At 73.4% G+C, this 17,606-nt stretch carries 19 protein-coding genes; 10 read left to right on the forward strand and 9 right to left on the reverse strand.

The features are described 5' to 3' along the window. Positions 1–207 precede the first annotated feature (207 nt). Positions 208–1,296, reverse strand: coding sequence for a hypothetical protein (locus ACFV4P_RS20670; protein WP_380473090.1), 1,089 nt, complete (start codon positions 1,294–1,296; stop codon positions 208–210). A gap of 330 nt (positions 1,297–1,626) precedes the next feature. Between ACFV4P_RS20670 and ACFV4P_RS20675 the strand changes: the two genes are divergently transcribed. Next, positions 1,627–2,427 carry a VOC family protein gene (locus tag ACFV4P_RS20675; RefSeq protein ID WP_380473092.1) on the forward strand — a complete coding sequence of 267 codons (801 nt, stop codon included), beginning with the start codon at positions 1,627–1,629 and terminating at the stop codon, positions 2,425–2,427. Then, positions 2,427–2,948: a DinB family protein gene (locus ACFV4P_RS20680; RefSeq protein ID WP_380473094.1), complete on the forward strand. Its 522-nt coding sequence runs from the start codon at positions 2,427–2,429 to the stop codon at positions 2,946–2,948. Before ACFV4P_RS20675 ends, ACFV4P_RS20680 begins: the two co-directional genes overlap by 1 nt. Before the next feature lie 105 nt (positions 2,949–3,053). Here ACFV4P_RS20680 and ACFV4P_RS20685 read toward each other — a convergent pair whose 3' ends face one another. Both ACFV4P_RS20685 and ACFV4P_RS20690 read right to left on the reverse strand, forming a co-directional pair. After that, positions 3,054–3,434 (reverse strand): MerR family transcriptional regulator, encoded by a 381-nt coding sequence (locus ACFV4P_RS20685; protein ID WP_073807319.1) that lies wholly within the window; start codon positions 3,432–3,434, stop codon positions 3,054–3,056. Then, positions 3,431–4,423 carry a helix-turn-helix transcriptional regulator gene (locus tag ACFV4P_RS20690; RefSeq protein ID WP_380473096.1) on the reverse strand — a complete coding sequence of 331 codons (993 nt, stop codon included), beginning with the start codon at positions 4,421–4,423 and terminating at the stop codon, positions 3,431–3,433. Before ACFV4P_RS20690 ends, ACFV4P_RS20685 begins: the two co-directional genes overlap by 4 nt. Before the next feature lie 143 nt (positions 4,424–4,566). On the opposite strand from ACFV4P_RS20690, the gene ACFV4P_RS20695 reads away from it, so the two are divergent. From ACFV4P_RS20695 to gap, 3 genes are all read left to right on the forward strand, one after another. Further along, positions 4,567–5,139 (forward strand): DinB family protein, encoded by a 573-nt coding sequence (locus tag ACFV4P_RS20695; RefSeq protein ID WP_380473098.1) that lies wholly within the window; start codon positions 4,567–4,569, stop codon positions 5,137–5,139. 148 nt (positions 5,140–5,287) lie between these two features. Then, positions 5,288–6,244: a GlxA family transcriptional regulator gene (locus ACFV4P_RS20700; RefSeq protein WP_380473100.1), complete on the forward strand. Its 957-nt coding sequence runs from the start codon at positions 5,288–5,290 to the stop codon at positions 6,242–6,244. 152 nt (positions 6,245–6,396) lie between these two features. Next, on the forward strand, positions 6,397–7,395 hold the full coding sequence (gene gap, locus ACFV4P_RS20705; RefSeq protein WP_380473102.1) for a type I glyceraldehyde-3-phosphate dehydrogenase: 999 nt from the start codon (positions 6,397–6,399) through the stop codon (positions 7,393–7,395). A gap of 60 nt (positions 7,396–7,455) precedes the next feature. Here gap and ACFV4P_RS20710 read toward each other — a convergent pair whose 3' ends face one another. From ACFV4P_RS20710 to ACFV4P_RS20720, 3 genes are all read right to left on the reverse strand, one after another. Further along, on the reverse strand, positions 7,456–8,709 hold the full coding sequence (locus ACFV4P_RS20710) for a serine hydrolase domain-containing protein (protein WP_380473104.1): 1,254 nt from the start codon (positions 8,707–8,709) through the stop codon (positions 7,456–7,458). A 131-nt stretch (positions 8,710–8,840) separates the two neighbouring features. Then, positions 8,841–9,515: a response regulator gene (locus ACFV4P_RS20715; protein WP_380473106.1), complete on the reverse strand. Its 675-nt coding sequence runs from the start codon at positions 9,513–9,515 to the stop codon at positions 8,841–8,843. Continuing rightward, a complete protein-coding gene (locus ACFV4P_RS20720) occupies positions 9,512–10,618 on the reverse strand; it encodes a sensor histidine kinase (RefSeq protein WP_380473108.1) in 1,107 nt (368 codons plus the stop codon). The genes ACFV4P_RS20715 and ACFV4P_RS20720 overlap by 4 nt, the downstream gene beginning before the upstream one ends. 136 nt (positions 10,619–10,754) lie before the next feature. Between ACFV4P_RS20720 and ACFV4P_RS20725 the strand changes: the two genes are divergently transcribed. The 5 genes from ACFV4P_RS20725 to ACFV4P_RS20745 all read left to right on the forward strand — a co-directional run bounded on the left by ACFV4P_RS20725 (position 10,755) and on the right by ACFV4P_RS20745 (position 14,253). Then, entirely contained in the window at positions 10,755–10,946 is a 192-nt protein-coding gene (locus ACFV4P_RS20725; protein ID WP_380473110.1) for a hypothetical protein, read from the forward strand. Beyond that, a complete protein-coding gene (locus ACFV4P_RS20730) occupies positions 10,943–11,842 on the forward strand; it encodes an ABC transporter ATP-binding protein (protein WP_380473112.1) in 900 nt (299 codons plus the stop codon). The genes ACFV4P_RS20725 and ACFV4P_RS20730 overlap by 4 nt, the downstream gene beginning before the upstream one ends. Beyond that, positions 11,839–12,831 carry a hypothetical protein gene (locus tag ACFV4P_RS20735; RefSeq protein WP_380473114.1) on the forward strand — a complete coding sequence of 331 codons (993 nt, stop codon included), beginning with the start codon at positions 11,839–11,841 and terminating at the stop codon, positions 12,829–12,831. Before ACFV4P_RS20730 ends, ACFV4P_RS20735 begins: the two co-directional genes overlap by 4 nt. A 61-nt stretch (positions 12,832–12,892) precedes the next feature. Continuing rightward, positions 12,893–13,405 carry a SigE family RNA polymerase sigma factor gene (locus ACFV4P_RS20740; protein ID WP_380473116.1) on the forward strand — a complete coding sequence of 171 codons (513 nt, stop codon included), beginning with the start codon at positions 12,893–12,895 and terminating at the stop codon, positions 13,403–13,405. Then, positions 13,402–14,253 (forward strand): hypothetical protein, encoded by an 852-nt coding sequence (locus ACFV4P_RS20745; RefSeq protein ID WP_380473118.1) that lies wholly within the window; start codon positions 13,402–13,404, stop codon positions 14,251–14,253. Before ACFV4P_RS20740 ends, ACFV4P_RS20745 begins: the two co-directional genes overlap by 4 nt. 12 nt (positions 14,254–14,265) lie before the next feature. Here the strand turns inward: ACFV4P_RS20745 and ACFV4P_RS20750 are convergent, their stop codons facing one another. From ACFV4P_RS20750 to ACFV4P_RS20760, 3 genes are all read right to left on the reverse strand, one after another. Then, the gene (locus tag ACFV4P_RS20750) at positions 14,266–15,633 is read right to left on the reverse strand and encodes an alpha/beta hydrolase family protein (protein WP_380473120.1); all 1,368 of its coding nucleotides are present in this window, start codon (positions 15,631–15,633) and stop codon (positions 14,266–14,268) included. A gap of 189 nt (positions 15,634–15,822) precedes the next feature. Beyond that, positions 15,823–16,599 (reverse strand): ABC transporter permease, encoded by a 777-nt coding sequence (locus ACFV4P_RS20755; RefSeq protein WP_380473122.1) that lies wholly within the window; start codon positions 16,597–16,599, stop codon positions 15,823–15,825. Then, positions 16,596–17,558, reverse strand: coding sequence for an ATP-binding cassette domain-containing protein (locus tag ACFV4P_RS20760; RefSeq protein WP_380473124.1), 963 nt, complete (start codon positions 17,556–17,558; stop codon positions 16,596–16,598). The genes ACFV4P_RS20755 and ACFV4P_RS20760 overlap by 4 nt, the downstream gene beginning before the upstream one ends. Positions 17,559–17,606 lie beyond the last annotated feature (48 nt).

The raw sequence follows: 17,606 nt of genomic DNA on the forward strand, positions 1-17,606 counted from the left end.
GTGTGTCATAGTTATTCTCGCCAGGTATTAATTTTTGTGGGGGGGGGGGGGGGGGTCGTGGGCAGGCGCCCCCCCGCCATGATGGCATGTGTCTCGTACACATCCTGTCAGTTCGCACCAACGGCCGTGACTGCGGCGGCCGTTCAGGATGCCGGCGGCTCGTAGGCGGCTCGTCGCAGCAGGTGCGAACCGGGACGGACCGGGGCGTCAGCCGCGGAACGCGGGCAGGCCCACCGTGTCGCTGACCTTCTGCGGGGTGCCGCCCTTGGCGGGCACGGTGTAGATGCCGTCCGGGCCGCGGAAGGCGACGGTCGTGCCGTCGTGCGAGACGACCGGCTCGGTGTAGTCGGCCGAGGCGCGCGGGGTGAGGTCGCGCTCCTGGTGGGAGTCGACGGACCGCTCGAAGATGTGGCTGTGCCCGTCGACCGAGCGGACGAACACGATGTCGCCCTCGTCGTCGGCGGCCGGCTGCGAGCCCTTGGTGACGGCGGCGCCGTCAAGCCGCGTGTACTCGTCGCGGATGTACACCTGGCCGTCGTTCTTGTTGGCGTACACGGCCGAGCCGTGCGAGCCGGTCGCGTTCGGCCACAGGTTGCCGGTCTGCGGCACGCCCGGGCCGCCGTCCATGTCGGACGTGATCAGGCGGAGCGCCGCGGGGGTGGCGCCGGCGTGGGCGGGGACGGTGAGCAGGCGCAGCGTGCCGTGGTCGTCGGCGGTGAGGAGCAGGTTGTTGCGGCCCGGGTCGATCGAGTCGGGGACGGTGACCTGCCAGGTCGGGTGGGACCAGGTCTGGCCCGAGGGGGCCTTGGCGATCAGCACCTTGTGGCTGCCGTCCGGGTCGGAGGTCTGCAGGTTGCCGTTGCCGTCGACGAACGCGGCGTGCTTGCCGTCCGGGGACCACGTCAGGTCGCGGACGACGGTGCCGAAGTCGACGACCTTGCCGTCCATCACCACGTACCGGGTGCCGTTGCTGATGGTCAGCCCGGTGCCCTTGGTGAGGTTCAGCGCGGCCTTGGTCGGCGTGGTGGAGGGCGTGGCGGCCGGGGCGGGCGCGGAGCCGGTGGGCGTGGTCGACGCGGAGGCGGACGGGGTGGCGGAGGCGCCGGCGGAGGACGAGGGCGAGGCCGAGCCGACGGCGGACGGGGAGGTGGACCGGGTCGGCGCGGCGGTGCCGGACTTCGCGTCGGCCGCGTCGGCCGACGGGTCGCAGGCGGTGAGCAGCAGAGCGGAACCCGCGGTGATCGCGGAGACGAAGGCGACGGCGGCGGAACGGCGGAGGCGGGCGCGCGCGGACATGGAAGGTTTCCCCCGGAAGCAGTGAGTGATGGTGGCTCAGCCCGGTCCGTTCCGCGCTCTGCTGCGCTGTCGTTCGGGCGTTGACCAAAGATTGTCAGCCGGATGACCCGGGACCATGTGTGCACTGTCACTGCCCTGTAACCGGCGTTCGGGAGCCCGTTCCCGAGTGGCCTCGGGGTTGGTGACGACCCGTCGGGTGGCGGTCGCGCGCGCCGCCGGGAAACCGGGGCGGTCGCTGGCTAGCGTGGCCAGCGCACGTGGTCGTGCCCGTGGCCGGGTCCCTTGCCGGGCCGCGGATTCCCGATCCCCGACAGCGGAGCGAGAGGCACCATGGCTGCGCAACCCGAAGGCACCCCGGTCTGGGCGGACGCGATGTTCACCGACCTGGAGGGTGCGAAGAGCTTCTACGGCGAGGTGCTGGGCTGGACGTTCGGCGAGTCCTCGACCGAGCACGGCAACTACACGCAGGCGTTCCGGGACGGCAAGGCGGTGGCCGCGATCGTCCCGCCGCCGCCCGGGCACGGCGAGGCCCGGTCCACCTGGGTGCTCTACCTGGCCTCGCCGGACGTCCGGGCCACCGCGGAGCGGATCCGGGCGGCCGGCGGCACCCTGCTGCTGGAGCCGATGCAGGTCGGCACCTTCGGGTCGATGGCGGTCGCCACGGACCCGGGCGGCGTGCTGTTCGGCGTCTGGCAGGGCGAGGAGCACACCGGCTTCGAACTGCGCGACGCGCCGGGCAGTTACGGCTGGGCGGAGGTGTTCACCCGGGACCCGGACGCCGCGAACACCTTCTTCCCACAGGTCTTTTCGTACGGGGTGCGGAAGCTCGTCGACGAGAAGGTCGAGTACCGGCTCTTCACCGTCGGCGGCAGGGAGGTGCTCGGGTCGATGGCGATGACGCCCGAAGTGCCCGCGCAGGTACCGTCGTTCATCAGCATCTACTTCATCGTGGAGAACTGCGACGCCGCGGTCGAGCGGGTCGCCAAGGTCGGCGGACAGCTGGTGTTCGGGCCGATGACCAGCCCGTTCGGGCGGTTCGCGTCGTTCGTGGACCCGCAGGGCGCGGCGTTCTCGCTGATCGACCCGGGGGCCGCGGAGGGCGAGCCGCCGTCCACGGTGGAGGTGTCCTGATGGTCACGCCGCGGCCCGAACTCACCGGCGAGCGGGCCGATCTGCTGGCCTCGCTCGACAAGCACCGGGGGTTCCTGCGCTACACCGTCCGCGGGCTGACGGACGACCAGGCTCAGCAGCGCACCACCGTCAGCGAACTCACCCTCGGCGGGTTGGTCAAGCACGTCGCGGGGGTCGAGGAACGCTGGATGCGGTTCGCCATCGGCGGCGCGGAGGCGATGCGCTCCGAGGGCGCGCCGACGGACGCCGAGGCCTGGGCGGAGCAGTTCCGGATGCTGCCCGGCGAGACCCTGGACGTCCTGCTGGAGCGCTACCGGGCCGTCGCCGAGCACACCGACGGCCTGGTCGCCACCCTCGACCTGGACGCCGCCCACCCCCTGCCGTCGGCCCCCTGGTTCGAACCCGGCGCGGCCTGGAGCGTCCGCCGGGTCCTGCTGCACATCGTCGCCGAGACCGCGCAGCACGCGGGCCACGCCGACATCCTCCGCGAGGCGCTGGACGGGCAGCGCACCATGGGCTGAGTCGGTCCGCGACGTGCAGGACCGACTTGCCCTGTTCGGCACGGTGGTGGACGGGTCGGTGGTGGGCGGGCTGCGGTCCTGGACGGGGCGGGGCGGTGCGGGGGGTCAGTCGGCGTCGAGGACGGTCCGGTAGTAGTCGATCTTGTCGCGCAGGTGGGTGCGTTGGCGTGCCAGCAGGGTGATCTGGTCGTTGACGGCGGTGTCGTGCTTCTCCAGCAGGGCGATCCGGTCGCGGAGGCTGTCCGGGTGGTCGGTGCGGGCGAGTTCGGCGTAGCGACGCATGTCGGCGATCGGCATGCCGGTGTCGCGCAGGCAGCGCAGGATGCCCAGCCAGGCCAGGTCGTCGGGGGTGAAGCGGCGGTGGCCGCTGGTGGCGCGGGTGATGGAGGTGAGCAGGCCGATGCGCTCGTAGTAGCGCAGGGTGTCCAGGCTGAAGCCCGAGCGTTCGGCGGCCTCGGCGGGGGTGAGCAGCTGCTGAGTCGTCACGGGGCCGATTCTGCCTGCTCGTTGGGCGCGGTGCAGCGGACGAAGCGTTCGCCCCAGGTGGCCATCAGGGTGGCGAGTTCGGGCGGGGAGACGACCTGGAAGTCGACGTCCAGGGAGCCGACCGCCATCGCGGGCCAGTCCAGCGACTCGGCGTTCATCAGGAGGCGGCAGCGGCCCTCGTCCACCTCCTCGATGTCGGACCAGTAGCCGATCCGCTGCCGGACGGTCGCCGCCGGGGCGTCGATCAGCACGTCGACGCGGTACGGCCGGGACTGGGCGTTCAGGCCGGCCCGGACGAACTCGGCGGCGTCGGCGGCCGGCAGGGTGCGGGGGCGGAAGTGGGCGCCGGTCGGGGCGGGCGCGGTGAGCCGGTCGAGGCGGAAGGTGCGCCAGTCGTGCCGGACGAGGTCGTAGGCGACCAGGTACCAGCGTCGGCCCAGCCGGACCAGGTGGTGCGGCTCGGTGTGGCGCTCGCCGGTGCGGCCGTCCGCGGTGCCGTACTGGAAGCGCAGGCGTTCGGTGTCGCGGCAGGCGAGGGCGGTGGCGGTGAGGGTGTCGGGGTCGATCCGGTCGTCGGCGGTGTCCCGGCCGCGCCAGACGCCCGGCACGGTGACGGTGCGCAGCGCGTCGACGCGGCGGCGCAGGCGGGTCGGCATCACCTGCACCACCTTGGCCAGTGCCCGCACCGAGGCCTCCGCGATGCCCTCGACCGGGCCGTCGGCCGCTGCCTGGAGTCCGACGGCCAGCGCGACCGCCTCCTCGTCGTCGATCACCAGCGGCGGCAGGGCGGCGCCGGCGGCGAGCTGGTAGCCGCCGTCCACGCCGCGCCGGGCTTCGACCGGGTAGCCGAGCTCGCGCAGCCGGTCCACGTCGCGGCGCAGGGTGCGGGCCGAGACGCCGAGGCGGGCGGAGAGTTCCTCGCCGCTCCAGTAGCGGTGGGACTGGAGCAGGGTGAGCAGCCGCAGGGTGCGGGCACTGGTGTCGGCCATGACTCCGAATCCTCTCGCAATTGCGGCCGGAAACTGGCCGCAATGGCTCCTAGTGTGGAACACGAGCGAGCGGGACGGCGCCGAGAACGCGCCGAACTTCCTTGTGTTGAACCGCTGTTGACGTGCTTACGAGAGGCGAGACGATGACCGAGACCACCGAGACCCCCGTCGGCCAGTACCCCGTCGCCACCGCCACGGACGAGCGGCCGGCCGGCGAGCAGGCCGAGCTGCTGGACGCGCTGCGGGCGGCCCGGCACTTCCTGCGGATGACCGCCCGCGACCTGGACGACGAGCAGGCCGGGCGGCGCACCACCGTCAGCGAGCTGTGCATCGGCGGCCTGATCAAGCACGTCAGCTCGGTGGAGCGGACCTGGGCGGCGTTCATCGAGTTCGGGCCGTCCGTGATGCCGGACTTCATGAGCTTCACCGAGGCGGACTACGAGCAGCGCGCCGCGGAGTTCCGGTTGCTGCCCGGCGAGACCCTGGCCGGGGTGCTGACCGCGTACGAGACCGTCGCCCGGGCCACCGACGAGCTGGTGTCGAACCTGTCCGACCTGGGCGTCTCGCACCCGCTGCCGCCCGCGCCGTGGTTCCAGGCCGACACGGCCTGGTCGGCCCGCCGCACGCTGATCCACATCGTCGCGGAGACCACCCAGCACGCCGGGCACGCCGACATCATCCGGGAGGCGATCGACGGGGCGAAGAGCATGGGCTGAGGTTCGGACGGGCTGCGGCACAGCGGCTGCGCGGACGGCGCGGACGGCGCGCACGGCGTGCTGGGCTGCCCGGGCGAGGCGACCCGGAGGCGGGCGGGCGGACTCTCGGCAGCGCGGGCCGGACGCCTCCGGACCTTAGGCTGACGGGATGTCTGCTCCTCGTCTGCGCCGGGTCGCCGTGCTGGTCCTCGACGGTGCGAAGCCGCTCGACGTCGGGATCCCGGCGCAGGTGTTCTCCACCCGCGCGAGCATGCCGTACGAGGTGCGGGTGTGCGGCGCGGCGCCCGGGCTGGTGGCGGGCGGGGACGGGCTGTCGTACCACGTGGCGCACGGGCTGGAGGCGCTGGAGTGGGCGGAGTCGGTGTTCGTGCCCGGCTACCGCCACCCCGACCGGGACGACCCGCCGGCCGCCGTGGTCGAGGCGCTGTGCGCGGCGCACCGGCGCGGGGCCCGGCTGGCGGCGATCTCCACCGGGGCGTTCGCGCTGGCCGCGACCGGGCTGCTGGACGGCCGCCGCGCCACCACGCACTGGCACTACACGCGGGCGCTGGCGGCCAAGTACCCGCGGGTGCGGGTGGACGAGAACGTGCTGTTCGTGGACGAGGGCAGCGTGCTCACCTCGGCGGGCGCGGCGTCCGGCATCGACCTGTGCCTGCACGTGCTGCGCCGGGACCTCGGGGTGGCGGCGTCCAACCACACCGCGCGGCGGCTGGTGGCCGCGCCGTACCGCAGCGGCGGTCAGGCGCAGTACGTGCCGCGCAGCGTGCCCGAGCCGATCGGGGAGCGGTTCGCCGCCACCCGGGAGTGGGCGCTGCACCGGCTGGACGAGCCGCTGACGGTGCGGACGCTGGCCCGGCACGCCGCGGTCTCGCCGCGCACGTTCTCCCGGCGGTTCGTCGAGGACACCGGGTACACGCCGATGCAGTGGGTGCTGCGAGCCCGCGTCGATCTCGCCCGTGAGCTGCTGGAACGTTCCGAGCGGAGCGTCGAGCGGATCGCCGCGGAGACCGGTCTCGGCACCGGGGCCAACCTGCGCACGCACTTCCAGCAGATCCTCGGGACCACGCCGAGCGAGTACCGGCGGACGTTCACCAAGGGGGAGTGAAAGCGCTTTCCGGAGGCGAGGGGAAAGCGTTTTCCTGCTGCCGTCGGGGCCTGGCACGATCCTTGCGAACCGTGGCACGGACGCCACTGCCGCGGGCTGGGCGGGCGGGCGAGAGTGGAGGAGTTCACCCAGCGCACAGGAGGGCACTTCCCATGACCCGCATCGCCATCAATGGATTCGGCCGCATCGGGCGCAACGTGTTGCGCGCCCTGCTGGAGCGCGACAGCAAGCTGGAGGTCGTGGCCGTCAACGACCTGACCGAGCCCACCGCGCTCGGTCGGCTGCTGGCCTACGACACCACCTCGGGCCGGCTCGGCCGCCCGGTGACCGTCGAGGGCGACGTGCTGGTGGTGGACGGCCGTCGGATCAAGGTGCTCGCCGAGCGCAACCCCGCCGACCTGCCGTGGGCCGCGCTCGGCGTGGACCTCGTGCTGGAGGCCACCGGCCGGTTCACCTCCGCGGACGCCGCCCGTGCCCACCTGGCGGCCGGCGCGAGGAAGGTCCTGGTGTCCGCGCCGTCCGACGGCGCCGACGTCACCCTCGCCTACGGCGTCAACACCGAGGCGTACGACCCGGCCGCGCACACCATCGTCTCCAACGCGTCCTGCACCACCAACGCGCTGGCCCCGCTGGCCGCCGTCCTCGACGAACTGGCCGGCATCGAGCACGGGTTCATGACCACCGTGCACGCCTACACCCAGGAGCAGAACCTCCAGGACGGCCCGCACCGCGACCCGCGTCGGGCCCGCGCCGCCGCCGTCAACATCGTGCCGACCACCACCGGCGCCGCGAAGGCGATCGGCCTGGTGCTGCCGCAGCTGGACGGCAAGCTGTCCGGCGACTCGATCCGGGTGCCCGTCCCGGTCGGCTCGATCGTGGAGCTGAACACCACCGTCTCCCGCGACGTCACCCGCGAGGAGGTGCTCGCCGCCTACCGCGAGGCCGCCGCCGGCAAGCTGGCGGGCGTCCTGGAGTACTCGGACGACCCGCTGGTCTCCTCCGACATCACCGGCAACCCGGCGTCCTCGATCTTCGACTCGGAGCTCACCCGGGTCGACGGCCGGCACGTCAAGGTGGTCGCCTGGTACGACAACGAGTGGGGCTTCTCGAACCGGGTGATCGACACCCTGGAACTGCTCGCCGCGAACTGACGCGCGCGCCAGAGGGCCCGTACCGCGATGCGCGGTGCGGGCCTCCTGCGTGCGTGCGGGTCAGTGCGTCGGCAGGTCGAACGCGGCGGCGGCGACCTGGTACTGGGCGGCGAAGGAAGCGCCCGCGCGGGAGGTCGGGGTGAAGGAGTAGACCAGGTCGCGGGAGCCGTCGCGGGTCGCGAAGACGGCGCTGGTGTACCCGGGGCGGCTGCCGGTCTTGCCCCAGAACTCGACGCCGGGGGCGGGGGAGAAGCGCATCAGGCCGGTGCTGAAGCAGGCCCGGCCGGCGGTGGGGCCGATGTCGCAGTGGTCGTTCTGGTTGTTCGGCACGTTCGGGACGGCGAACAGCTCGGCCTGCTGGGCGGGCGGCAGCAGCCTGCCGTGCAGCAGCGCGGACATGAAGCGCTCCAGGTCGGGCGCGGTGGAGATCATGCCGCCCTCGGCCCACGGCCAGGGGCTCTGGTCGGTCACGTCCGCCAGGCCGGTGCTGCCGTCCGGGCGGGTGACGGTGAGGACGGCGTGCGCGGTCGGGTTCGGCAGCGCGGTGTCGTCGGCGCCCGGCACCCAGGTGTGGTGCAGGCCGAGCGGGCGCAGGATCCGGGCGCCGACCTCGTGGCCGTAGCTGTGGCCGGTGACCTGCTCGATCAGCAGGCCCGCCAGGTAGTAGTTGACGCCGTTGTACTGCTGGGCCTTGCCCGCGTCGAACGCCTTCGGGTTGAGCATGATCCGCCGGACCACCTCCTGCGGGGTGAAGCTGTCGCTCGCGTGGGCGGCGAACCACTCCGGGGTGCCGTCGTCGGGGAACTGTCCCAGGCCGTTCGGCAGGCCGCTGGTGTGGTTGAGCAACTGCCGTACGGTGACCGCGGAGTAGGCCTCCGGCAGGGTGTTCGGCGGCAGGTACCGGACGGCGGGGCCGTCCAGGTCGACCCGGTGCTCGGCGGCGAGCTGGAGGACCACGGCGGCGGTGAAGACCTTGGTGATGCTGCCGATCCGGAATTCGCCGTCCGCCTTCACCGGCCGCCCGGTCGCCGGGTCGCCCACCCCGGAGGTGCCCGACCAGCGGCCGCCCTCGCCGCCCACCAGCACGACGGCGCTGGTGAGTTGGTCGCTGGGCAGGCCTGCGATGGACGCCTTCAGCGCAGCCGCGTTCGGTGGCGTCGCGGCGGTGAACGGGCTCGTGGCGGTGGACGGGCTCGCAGCGGTGGGCAGGCTCGCGGGGGCGGTCGGTGCGGCGGTGGCCACGCCGGTGGTGAGGCCCACCACCAGTGCGCCGATCGCGGCGGTGGCTGCCAGCTTGCGTCCCGTGGTCTTCATGCCCGTCCCCCGTGTTCCTCAACGGCCGCTCCCGGTGAGCGCGTTGACGTGGGAAAGTCTTCCGTCCGGCCGTTCCGTGGTCATCCGGGACGAACCCCGAGCGGCCCCGGAGGTCGGACCTCAGGGCCGGCTCAGGGGTGGCTCAGGGGCGGGTCGACCAGGTGGTACTGCCAGGCCCAGGCGGCGATCTCGACGCGGTTGCGGGCGCCGAGCTTCTGCTGGACGGCGGTCAGGTGGCTCTTCACGGTGCTGAGGGTGATGAACAGGTCGGCGGCGATCTCCTGGTTGGTGCGGCCCCGGGCGATGGCGCGGACCACCTCGGTCTCGCGGGCGGAGAGCGGGCGGCCGGGCGGACGGCCCGGCGGGGTGGGCGCCGGGGCGGGGGCGAGGCCGCGCAGCAGGCGGAGGGTCAGGGACGGGGAGATCAGGGCGTCGCCGGCGTGCGCGGCCCGGACGGCCTCGATCAGCAGCGCGGGCGCCGCGCCCTTGAGGACGAACCCGACCGCGCCGGCGTGCAGTGCGCCGTGCACGTACTCGTCGAGGTCGAAGGTGGTGACGACGACCACCCGCAGCGGGTCGGCAACACCCGGACCGGCCAGCGCGCGGGTCACGTCGATGCCGTCCAGGCCGGGCATCCGGATGTCGACCAGGCAGACGTCGGGCCGCAGCCGGCGGGCGAGCTCGACCGCCTGGGCGCCGTCGGAGGCCTCGCCGACGACGGTCAGGTCGTCCTCGTCCTCCAGGATCAGGCGCAGGCCGCTGCGGATCATCGCCTGGTCGTCGGCGAGCAGGATGCGAATGGTCATCGGGGGGCGCTTTCGGGGACGGGGAGTTCGGCGTGGACGGTCCAGCCGCCGGTGGGGGCGGGGCCGGTGGTGAGGGTGCCGCCGAGGGCTTCGACGCGTTCACGCATGCCGAGGAGGCCGTAGCCGGCGGGGCGGCGGTGGCGGGTGTGGGCGGGGGCGGCGTCGTCGGCGACGGTGACGGTCAGGACGCCCGGGGTGTGGGCGACGGCGACCTCGGCGGTCCGGGCGTGGGCGGCGTGGCGGGCGACATTGGTCAGCGACTCCTGGACGATCCGGTGCACGGTGGTGGCGACCTCGGGCGGCCAGGGCGGCGCGTCCTGGTCCGGCAGGCACAGCCGGACGGTCGGGCCGTGGCCTTCGAACCTCCCTACCAGGTCGGCGAGTTCGGCCGGGCCGGGGGCGGCGGGCGCCGTCCCCGGAGTGTCGTCGGCGGCGCGCAGCAGGCCCACGACGCGGCGCATCGCGGACAGCGCGTCCGCGCCGGCCGTCTCGATCCCGGCGAGGGTGTCGTCCAGCTGCTCGGGACGCTTGCGGGCGACGATCCGGGCCGCCTGCGCCTGCACCACCACGCCGGTGATGTGGTGCGCGACCAGGTCGTGCAACTCCCGCGCCAGCGCGAGGCGTTCGTCGCGGCGGGCGGTCTCGGCGGCGGCCTGCCGGCGGTGGTCCAGCAGACGTAGCCCGAGGCCGGCGGCGAGCGCCAGCGCCCACACCTCGATGCCGACCCGGAACGGGGTCGCCGGGGCCTGCGCCGCCAGCAGTCCCGCCGTCATCAGCGCCAGTCCGGCGGCGGCGAGCGCGGCGGCCGAACGCCACGGCAGCGTCCGCACCGCGGAGCCGCCCAGCACCAGCAGCCCCAGCACCGCCGCCGCGCCGGGCTCCCCGGGCAGCCCCGCCGCGCGGGCGGCGAGGGCCGCCGCACCGGCCACGGCCAGGCCCAGCGCGGCCGCCCCGCCACGGTTCCGCTCCCGCCCCACGGCCAGCGCGCACACCACCGCACCGGTCGCCGCGTCCAGCAGCCACGTCCGGCCCTGCGCCGCGTACTGCGCCGCCATCACCAGCAGCACCAGCGCGAACCCCGCCCCGAGCACTGCGTTCCCCACCACCGACGTCCGTCTCACGCCGCCACGCTAGGGGAAACCACAGGTGCGGCGAACCGGCCGAAAGTACGACGGGCGGGTGGGGGGACCGTACCTTCGGCCGCTGTGGGGGGTTGGGGGTGGGCGGGAGTGTGGGGGCATGGATGGATTGACGAGCGGTGCCGTGCTGTTGGCGGTGGCCGAGAAGACTGAGCGGAGCCCGTTGTTGTACGCGTGGTGGGCGTTTCAGCTGGGCGTACTGGTTGCTCTGGGGTGGGGTGCGTACCGGTTGGTGCGGGCCTGGCGGGGGCGGCGGGCGGGGCGGGACGCCGAGGACGTGGAGCTGTGGTGACGCCGGTGTTGGAGGCCGTCGGGCTCGGCAAGCGGTACGGGCGTCGATCGGCGCTCGCGGACGTGGAGTTGAGTGTTCCGGCGGGCCGGGTGGTCGGTCTGGTCGGACCGAACGGGGCCGGGAAGTCGACGTTGTTGCAGCTCGCGTGCGGGCTGATCGCCCCGACGGCGGGCCGGATCCGGGTGCACGGCGCGGAGCCGGGCGTCCGACCGGATCATCTGGCGCGGGTCGGGTACGTCGCCCAGGACACGCCCGTCTACCCGGACCTCACCGTCGCCGAGCACCTGCGTCTCGGTGCCCGTCTCAACCCGCGCTGGGATGCGGCGCTCGCCGAACGCCGGTTGGGCCGTTCCGAGTTGGACCCTCGGCAGAAGGCCGGCCGGCTGTCCGGCGGGCAGCGCGCCCAACTCGCCCTGACCGTGGCCGCCGCCAAGCGGCCGGACCTGCTGATCCTCGACGAGCCCGCCGCCGCCCTCGACCCGCTGGCCCGGCACGCGTTCCTGGACCACCTGATGGAGTCCGTCGCCGAGCTGGGCGCGACGGCCGTGCTCTCCTCGCACGCCCTGCCCGATGTCGCCCGGGTCTGTGACCACCTGGTGGTGCTGGCTCGCGGACGGGTCCGACTGCACGGCGACATCGGCCCGTTGCTGGCCCGGCACGCCCGGGTGACCGGCCGCCCCGCCGACCTCGACGCGCTCCCGCCGACCGTCACCGTGCTCACCCGCACCGACCCGTCCGACGGCGGCCCGGCGACCGCCCTGGTCCGCACCGAGCAGCCGCTGCCGGACGGACCGTGGGCCGTCACCGTGCCCGACCTGGAGGAACTCGTCCTCGCCCAGCTGGCCCGCGCCGAGAACGCGCGCCGTCCCGCCGCCCGACCGGAGGCCCGTCGATGATCTGGCTGACCTGGCGTCAGTTCCGCACCCAGGCGCTGATCGGCCTGGGCGCGCTGCTCCTGCTGGCCGGCTACCTGGTGGTGCTCGGCCTCGACATCCACCACGCCCAGCAGGACACGCTCGCGCACTGCTCGGCCCGCGCCGACTGCACCGGGCCGCTCGCCGCCTTCGCGGACCGCTACGGGCTGCGCACCGACCTGCTCGGCTACCTGCTGCTGGTGGCGCCCGCCGTGTTCGGGGTGTTCTGCGGCGCGCCGCTGGTGGCCCGGGAGTTCGAGGCGGGCACGCACCGGCTGGTGTGGAACCAGAGCATCACCCGCCGCCGCTGGCTGGCGGCCAAACTCGGTGTGGTGGGCGGCAGTTGCACCCTTGCCACCGCTCTCGCCGCGCTGCTGCTGGGCTGGGCCGCCGGCCCCGTCACCGCCGTTCGCGGTGCGCGCTTCGAGCCGGTCGCGTTCGCCTCGCACGGCCTGGTGCCCGCCGCGTACGCCGCGTTCGCGTCCGTGCTCGGCGCCACCCTGGGCCTGTACCTGCGGCGCACCGTCCCCGCGATGGCGGCCACGCTCGCCGTGTTCACCGTCGTCCAACTGGTCGTCCCGGCCGTCGTCCGTCCGCACTACCGGGCGCCCGAGCGCACCGCCGTGCAGCTGACCGCGCCGATCGTCGCCAACCTCAGCAAGATCGGCACCTACGGCGACATCGGCGGACTGCGGGTGCCCGGCGGGCCGTGGGTGATCGACACGAGCGCGATCCTCGACGAGTCCGGCGCGCCCGTCGGGCACAGCGACTGGTTCCAGGACTGCATGGACCACAGTTCGCTCGCCGACCTGCCCGGCTGCCTCGCCGACCACCGGATCCACGTCGAGATCACCCAACAGCCCGCCGATCGCTACTGGACCTTCCAGCTTGTGGAGAGCGCGCTGTTCGCCCTGCTCGCCGCCGCCTTGGCCGCTCTCGCGGTGCGCCGGCTGCGGACCCGCGCCGACTGAGCGGAGACGATCCGAAAAAACTGCTGACAACCTTTCCGGCATGCTCGGGCGTGTGGTCGGTGTGAGTCGAGAAACCGAGGACGACGCCTACACGGCCTTCGTCGCGGCCGCCTGGCCGCGGCACCTGCGCACGGCCACCCTGATAGCGGGGGACCGGCACCGCGGCGAGGAGTTGTTGCAGGACTGCCTGGTCAAGCTGTACGTCCGCTGGCGACGGGTGGCCACCGACGATCCGCACGCCTACCTGCGGCGGATGCTGGTCAACGGACACATCAGCTGGTGGCGTCGACGGCGTCGGGAGACGCTCACCGCCGATCTGCCGGAGACGGCCGGCGCGGTCGGTGTCGAGTACGACGAGATGGACGAACTCCGGCGTGCACTGCGGTCGTTGGCACCGCGGCAGCGTGCGGTGGTGGTGCTGCGGCACCTGGAGGACCTGTCCGAGAGGGACACCGCCACCGTCCTCGGCTGCTCGGTCGGCACCGTCAAGAGCCAGCACTCCCGGGCGATGGCCCGGCTGCGCACCACCCTGTCGAACAACCGATCGATGAACCAGGAGGCTGTCAGCCCATGAGCACCACTGACCACGAGGACCTGTCGCACGCGCTGGAGGTGCTGGCGGACAGCCAGGCCCCGGCCGGGCCCGCGCCGATGGCTGACCTGCTGCGCCGGGGACGCCGCAGCAAGCGTCGGCGCGCCGCCACCATGACGGGGGCCGTCGCGGCGGTCATCGCCGTCGCGGTGGCGGGCGGCGCCGTGCTGACCGCCGGCCCGACGAACACTGTGGCCGGTCCGGCGGCCGCCCCGTCCGGCGGGGGCTCGTCGAAGCCGAGCGACGGTGCGTCGTCGAAGCCGAGCGACGGTGCGTCGTCCAAGCCCGGCAGCCCGGGCTCCGCGCCGAATGTCGCAGAGCTGCTGGCGGCGCGGATCCCGGCCGGCTACCACATCGAGAACACCTGGAACGACCCGGGCCCGCAGCCGCTGCCGAGCGGGATGCCGGGCCCGACGGACGGAGTCCGGCAGCAGGCGTTCCGGGTCGGGGCGCTGCACAACATCACCAACGGCACGCGGTCGGGCAACATCCGGATCGAGGTCGGCCAGGTCATCGGTGTTCCGCGGCACTCGACGGGTTACAAGCCGCACGCGACCTGCGGCAACGTGTCCAAGTGCGCTGTCGAGAACCGCCCCGACGGCAGCCAGCTGTACACGTACCTCCCCGACGCGGCGGCGGGCCTGCAGGACTGGCGGGTGACCCTCTACCGCACCGACGGCAGCATGATCACCGCTTCCTCGAACACCGTCGCCAATCAGGGGGGCAAGCTGTATCCGTCGCCGCTGCTCGACGGCGACCAGCTCACGGCCCTCGCGCTGGACCCGGTGTGGCAGCACGTCGCCGACACCGCGCCGGACGCCAAGGTCTGACCCCGGCACCGGTCAGGGGCGCAGCAGCCCCCAGTAGAGCGCCCACGGGACGAACGCCGCGCCCGAGAGTGCCAGCAGTCCGAGCCGTACCCGGGCGCCGCCCGCCGGGCGGTTCCGGAGCGCGGTGAACGCGGTCAGTGCGACCGCCACCACCGTTGCCACGGCGGCGAGTTGCAGCAGCCACCAGACGGCCGGCCGGCCCAGCAGGACCGGTCCGGGCAGGGAGACTGCGGTGATCGCCATGAACAGCAGGTAGAGCGGGGTGCCGACGACCGTGAGGGTGCCGGTCAGGGCGGCCCAGCGGGCCGGGCGGGGCAGGCCTGCCGGGGCGGGGCGGCGGCGCAGTCGGCGGACTGTGCCGGTGGCGAGGTGCCCGACGAATCCGATCAGGCAGACGCCGGTCAACGCGGCCTGGAGCCAAGGGGATTCGTACCAGTGGAGCGGGGCGAGCAGCCGGCTGGCGTACTCCTGTGCGGGGGCGGGGTCGGCGGATGCCGCCGGCAGTCCGGTCGCCAGCCCGTTGATCCAGCGGGACTCGAAGTCGGCGTAGTCGTCCGGTAGTTGAGGGGATCGGTCGAAGCCGTCGGCGAAGCTGCGGCGGAGGTTGTGGCGGACGTCCGGGACGGTTCGGATCGTGTAGTGGCGGTTGCCCGCACGGTCCAGGGCCTCCCGGACGATCCGCTCGCTCTCGGCGGGCACGGCCTCGCGGTCCAGCGTGCCCCACTCGGCCAGCACCGGCTGGTGGATCCGCTCCCAGGCGGGCACCGGGTCGTAGTCCGCTTCCGGGAAGAGCCCGGCGGCGGCCAGTTGCCGGATCAGTGTGCTCTGCATGGTCGGCACCAGCGAGCCGGTGATTCCGGCGTGTCGGAGGAACTCGCCGTACGCCCAGGCCTGTTGGCGGGCCGGGGTGAGGCCGACCGCGCCGGCGGTGACCACGAAGGACACGTCCGAGGGGGTGCGTCCGGCGGCCAGGGTGACCACCCAGGCGCCCTCCGACAGGCCCCACAGGCCGACCCGGTTCGGGTCGATCTCGGGCCGGAAGCGCAGGAGTTGGGCGGCGGCGAGGGTGTCGTCCGCGAGGCGGTTGTAGTCCCGGTCGAGAGTGGAGTAGCCGGCGGTCCGCTTGTCCCAGATCAGGGTCGGGATGCCGTGCCCGGCGAACGCCTCGGCGGCGGGCCGCAGTTCGTCCATGGTGACCGGGCCGGCCCCGCCGACCATCGCCAGCCCGGGGGCGCCGTTCGCGCCCTGCGGGGCGATCAGTTCGCCGTGCAGAGTGACGCCGTCGGTGCTGGTGAACTCGACGGTGGTGTGCGCAAGTTGACCGTCCGGGCGGGCTGCGGCGGGGGTCGCGGTCGGTAGCAGGAGCAGGAGTGCGATCACTCCCAGCAGTTTTGTTCGATGTCTGTTCCGCATGGCGTGGTCTCCCCGTGGTCGAGCGCGGTCGGTCGATCCACCCTTTCCGATCGTCCGCCGTCGCACGATGCGGTTGCCACCCGGACCCGGGGTAGGGGCAACCCCCGGATACGCCAAAGAAGCTGACGAGATGTCAGCTTCGTTCTGGCTGAGTGGCTACTTCGGCTCGCGGTCGAACTGCGAGCGGGACCAGCGGTAGCCGAGCACGGTGAGGGCGGCGCACCAGATCAGCGCGATCCACCAGTTGTTGCCGATGTGGGTGCCGAGCAGCAGGCCGCGCAGCGTCTCGATGGCGGGGGTGAACGGCTGGTACTGGGCGATCGGCTGGAACCAGCCGGGCATCGAGTGCAGCGGGACGAAGGCGGTGGAGATCAGCGGCAGCAGGATCAGCGGCAGTGCGGCGTTGCTGGCGGCTTCCGCGTTGGGGCTGCCCAGGCCCATGCCGACGGCGAGCCAGGTGAGGGCGAGCGCGACCAGCACCAGCAGGCCGAACGCGGCGAGCCACTCCAGCGCGGTGGCGTCGTGCGAGCGGAATCCGATGGCGACGCCGACGGCGCCGACCAGCACCACGCTCAGCACCGACTGCAGGACGCTGCCGACGACCCGGCCGAACAGCACCGACCCGCGGTGGATCGCCATGGTGCGGAACCGGGCGACGATGCCCTCGTTCATGTCGGTCGCCATCGAGACGGCGGTGCCGACCACGGTGGAGCCGATGGTCATCAGCAGGATGCCGGGCAGCAGGTAGGCGACGTACGCGGCCCGGCCGGCCCCGCCGCTCATCGCGCCGCCGAAGACGTAGACGAACAGCAGGAGCAGCATCACGGGGGTGAGCAGCAGGTTCAGGGTGAGCGACGGGTAGCGCCGGGCGTGCAGCAGGTTGCGCCGCAGCATGGTCGACGAGTCGCGGAAGGCGAGGGCGAAGGCGCTCATCGTGCGTTCTCCTTGGGCTGGTCGGTGACGGCGGGCGCGCCGGTCAGCGCGAAGAACACGTCGTCGAGGTCGGGGGTGTGCACGGTCAGCGCGTCGGCCTCGGCGCCGGCGGCGTCCAGCCGGTCGAGCACGGAGCGCAGGGCGCGCTGGCTGCCGTCGCTGGGGACGAGCAGGGTCAGCGAGTCGTCGTCGCGGGCGCTCTCGGCGAGGGCGTCGGCGGCGGACCGGTACCCGGCCGGGTCGGTGAAGCGGAGTCGGACGTGGCCGCCGGGGACGAGGCGCTTGAGTTCGTCGGCGGTGCCTTCGGCGGCGATCACGCCGTTGTGCAGGACGGCGATGCGGTCGGCGAGTTCGTCGGCCTCCTCCAGGTACTGGGTGGTGAGGAAGACGGTGACGCCGCCGGTGACGAGTTCCCTGATGATCTGCCACATGCTGTGGCGGCTACGGGGGTCGAGGCCGGTGGTGGGCTCGTCCAGGAAGATGATCCGAGGATTGCCGACCAGCGTCATCGCGATGTCGAGGCGGCGCTTCATGCCGCCGGAGTAGGTGGAGGCGGGCTTCTGCGCGGCCTCGGTGAGGTCGAACCGGGCGAGCAGGTCGGCGGCGACGCGGCGGCCCTCGGCCTTGGGCAGGTGGTGCAGGTCCGCCATGAGCAGCATGTTCTCCTCGCCGGTGATCAGGCCGTCGACGGCGGAGAACTGGCCGGTGACGCCGATCTCGGCGCGCACCGCCTGCGGGTCGGCGGCGAGGTCGTGGCCGCCGATCCGGATCGGGCCGCTGCCGGGGCCGGCCGAGATGAGGGTGGAGAGGATCTTCACGGCGGTGGTCTTGCCGGCCCCGTTCGGGCCGAGCAGGGCGAAGACGGTGCCTTGCGGGACGGACAGGTCGACGCCGTCGAGGACGGTCTTGTCCCCGTAGGACTTGCGCAGCCCCTGTGCCGCGATGGCCAGGCCGGTCATGGGAGAACTCCTTCTGCTGCTGGGCGGGTTGGTACTGGGTGGGTTGAT

Source organism: Kitasatospora sp. NPDC059795, from assembly GCF_042732175.1.
Classification (GTDB): domain Bacteria; phylum Actinomycetota; class Actinomycetes; order Streptomycetales; family Streptomycetaceae; genus Kitasatospora.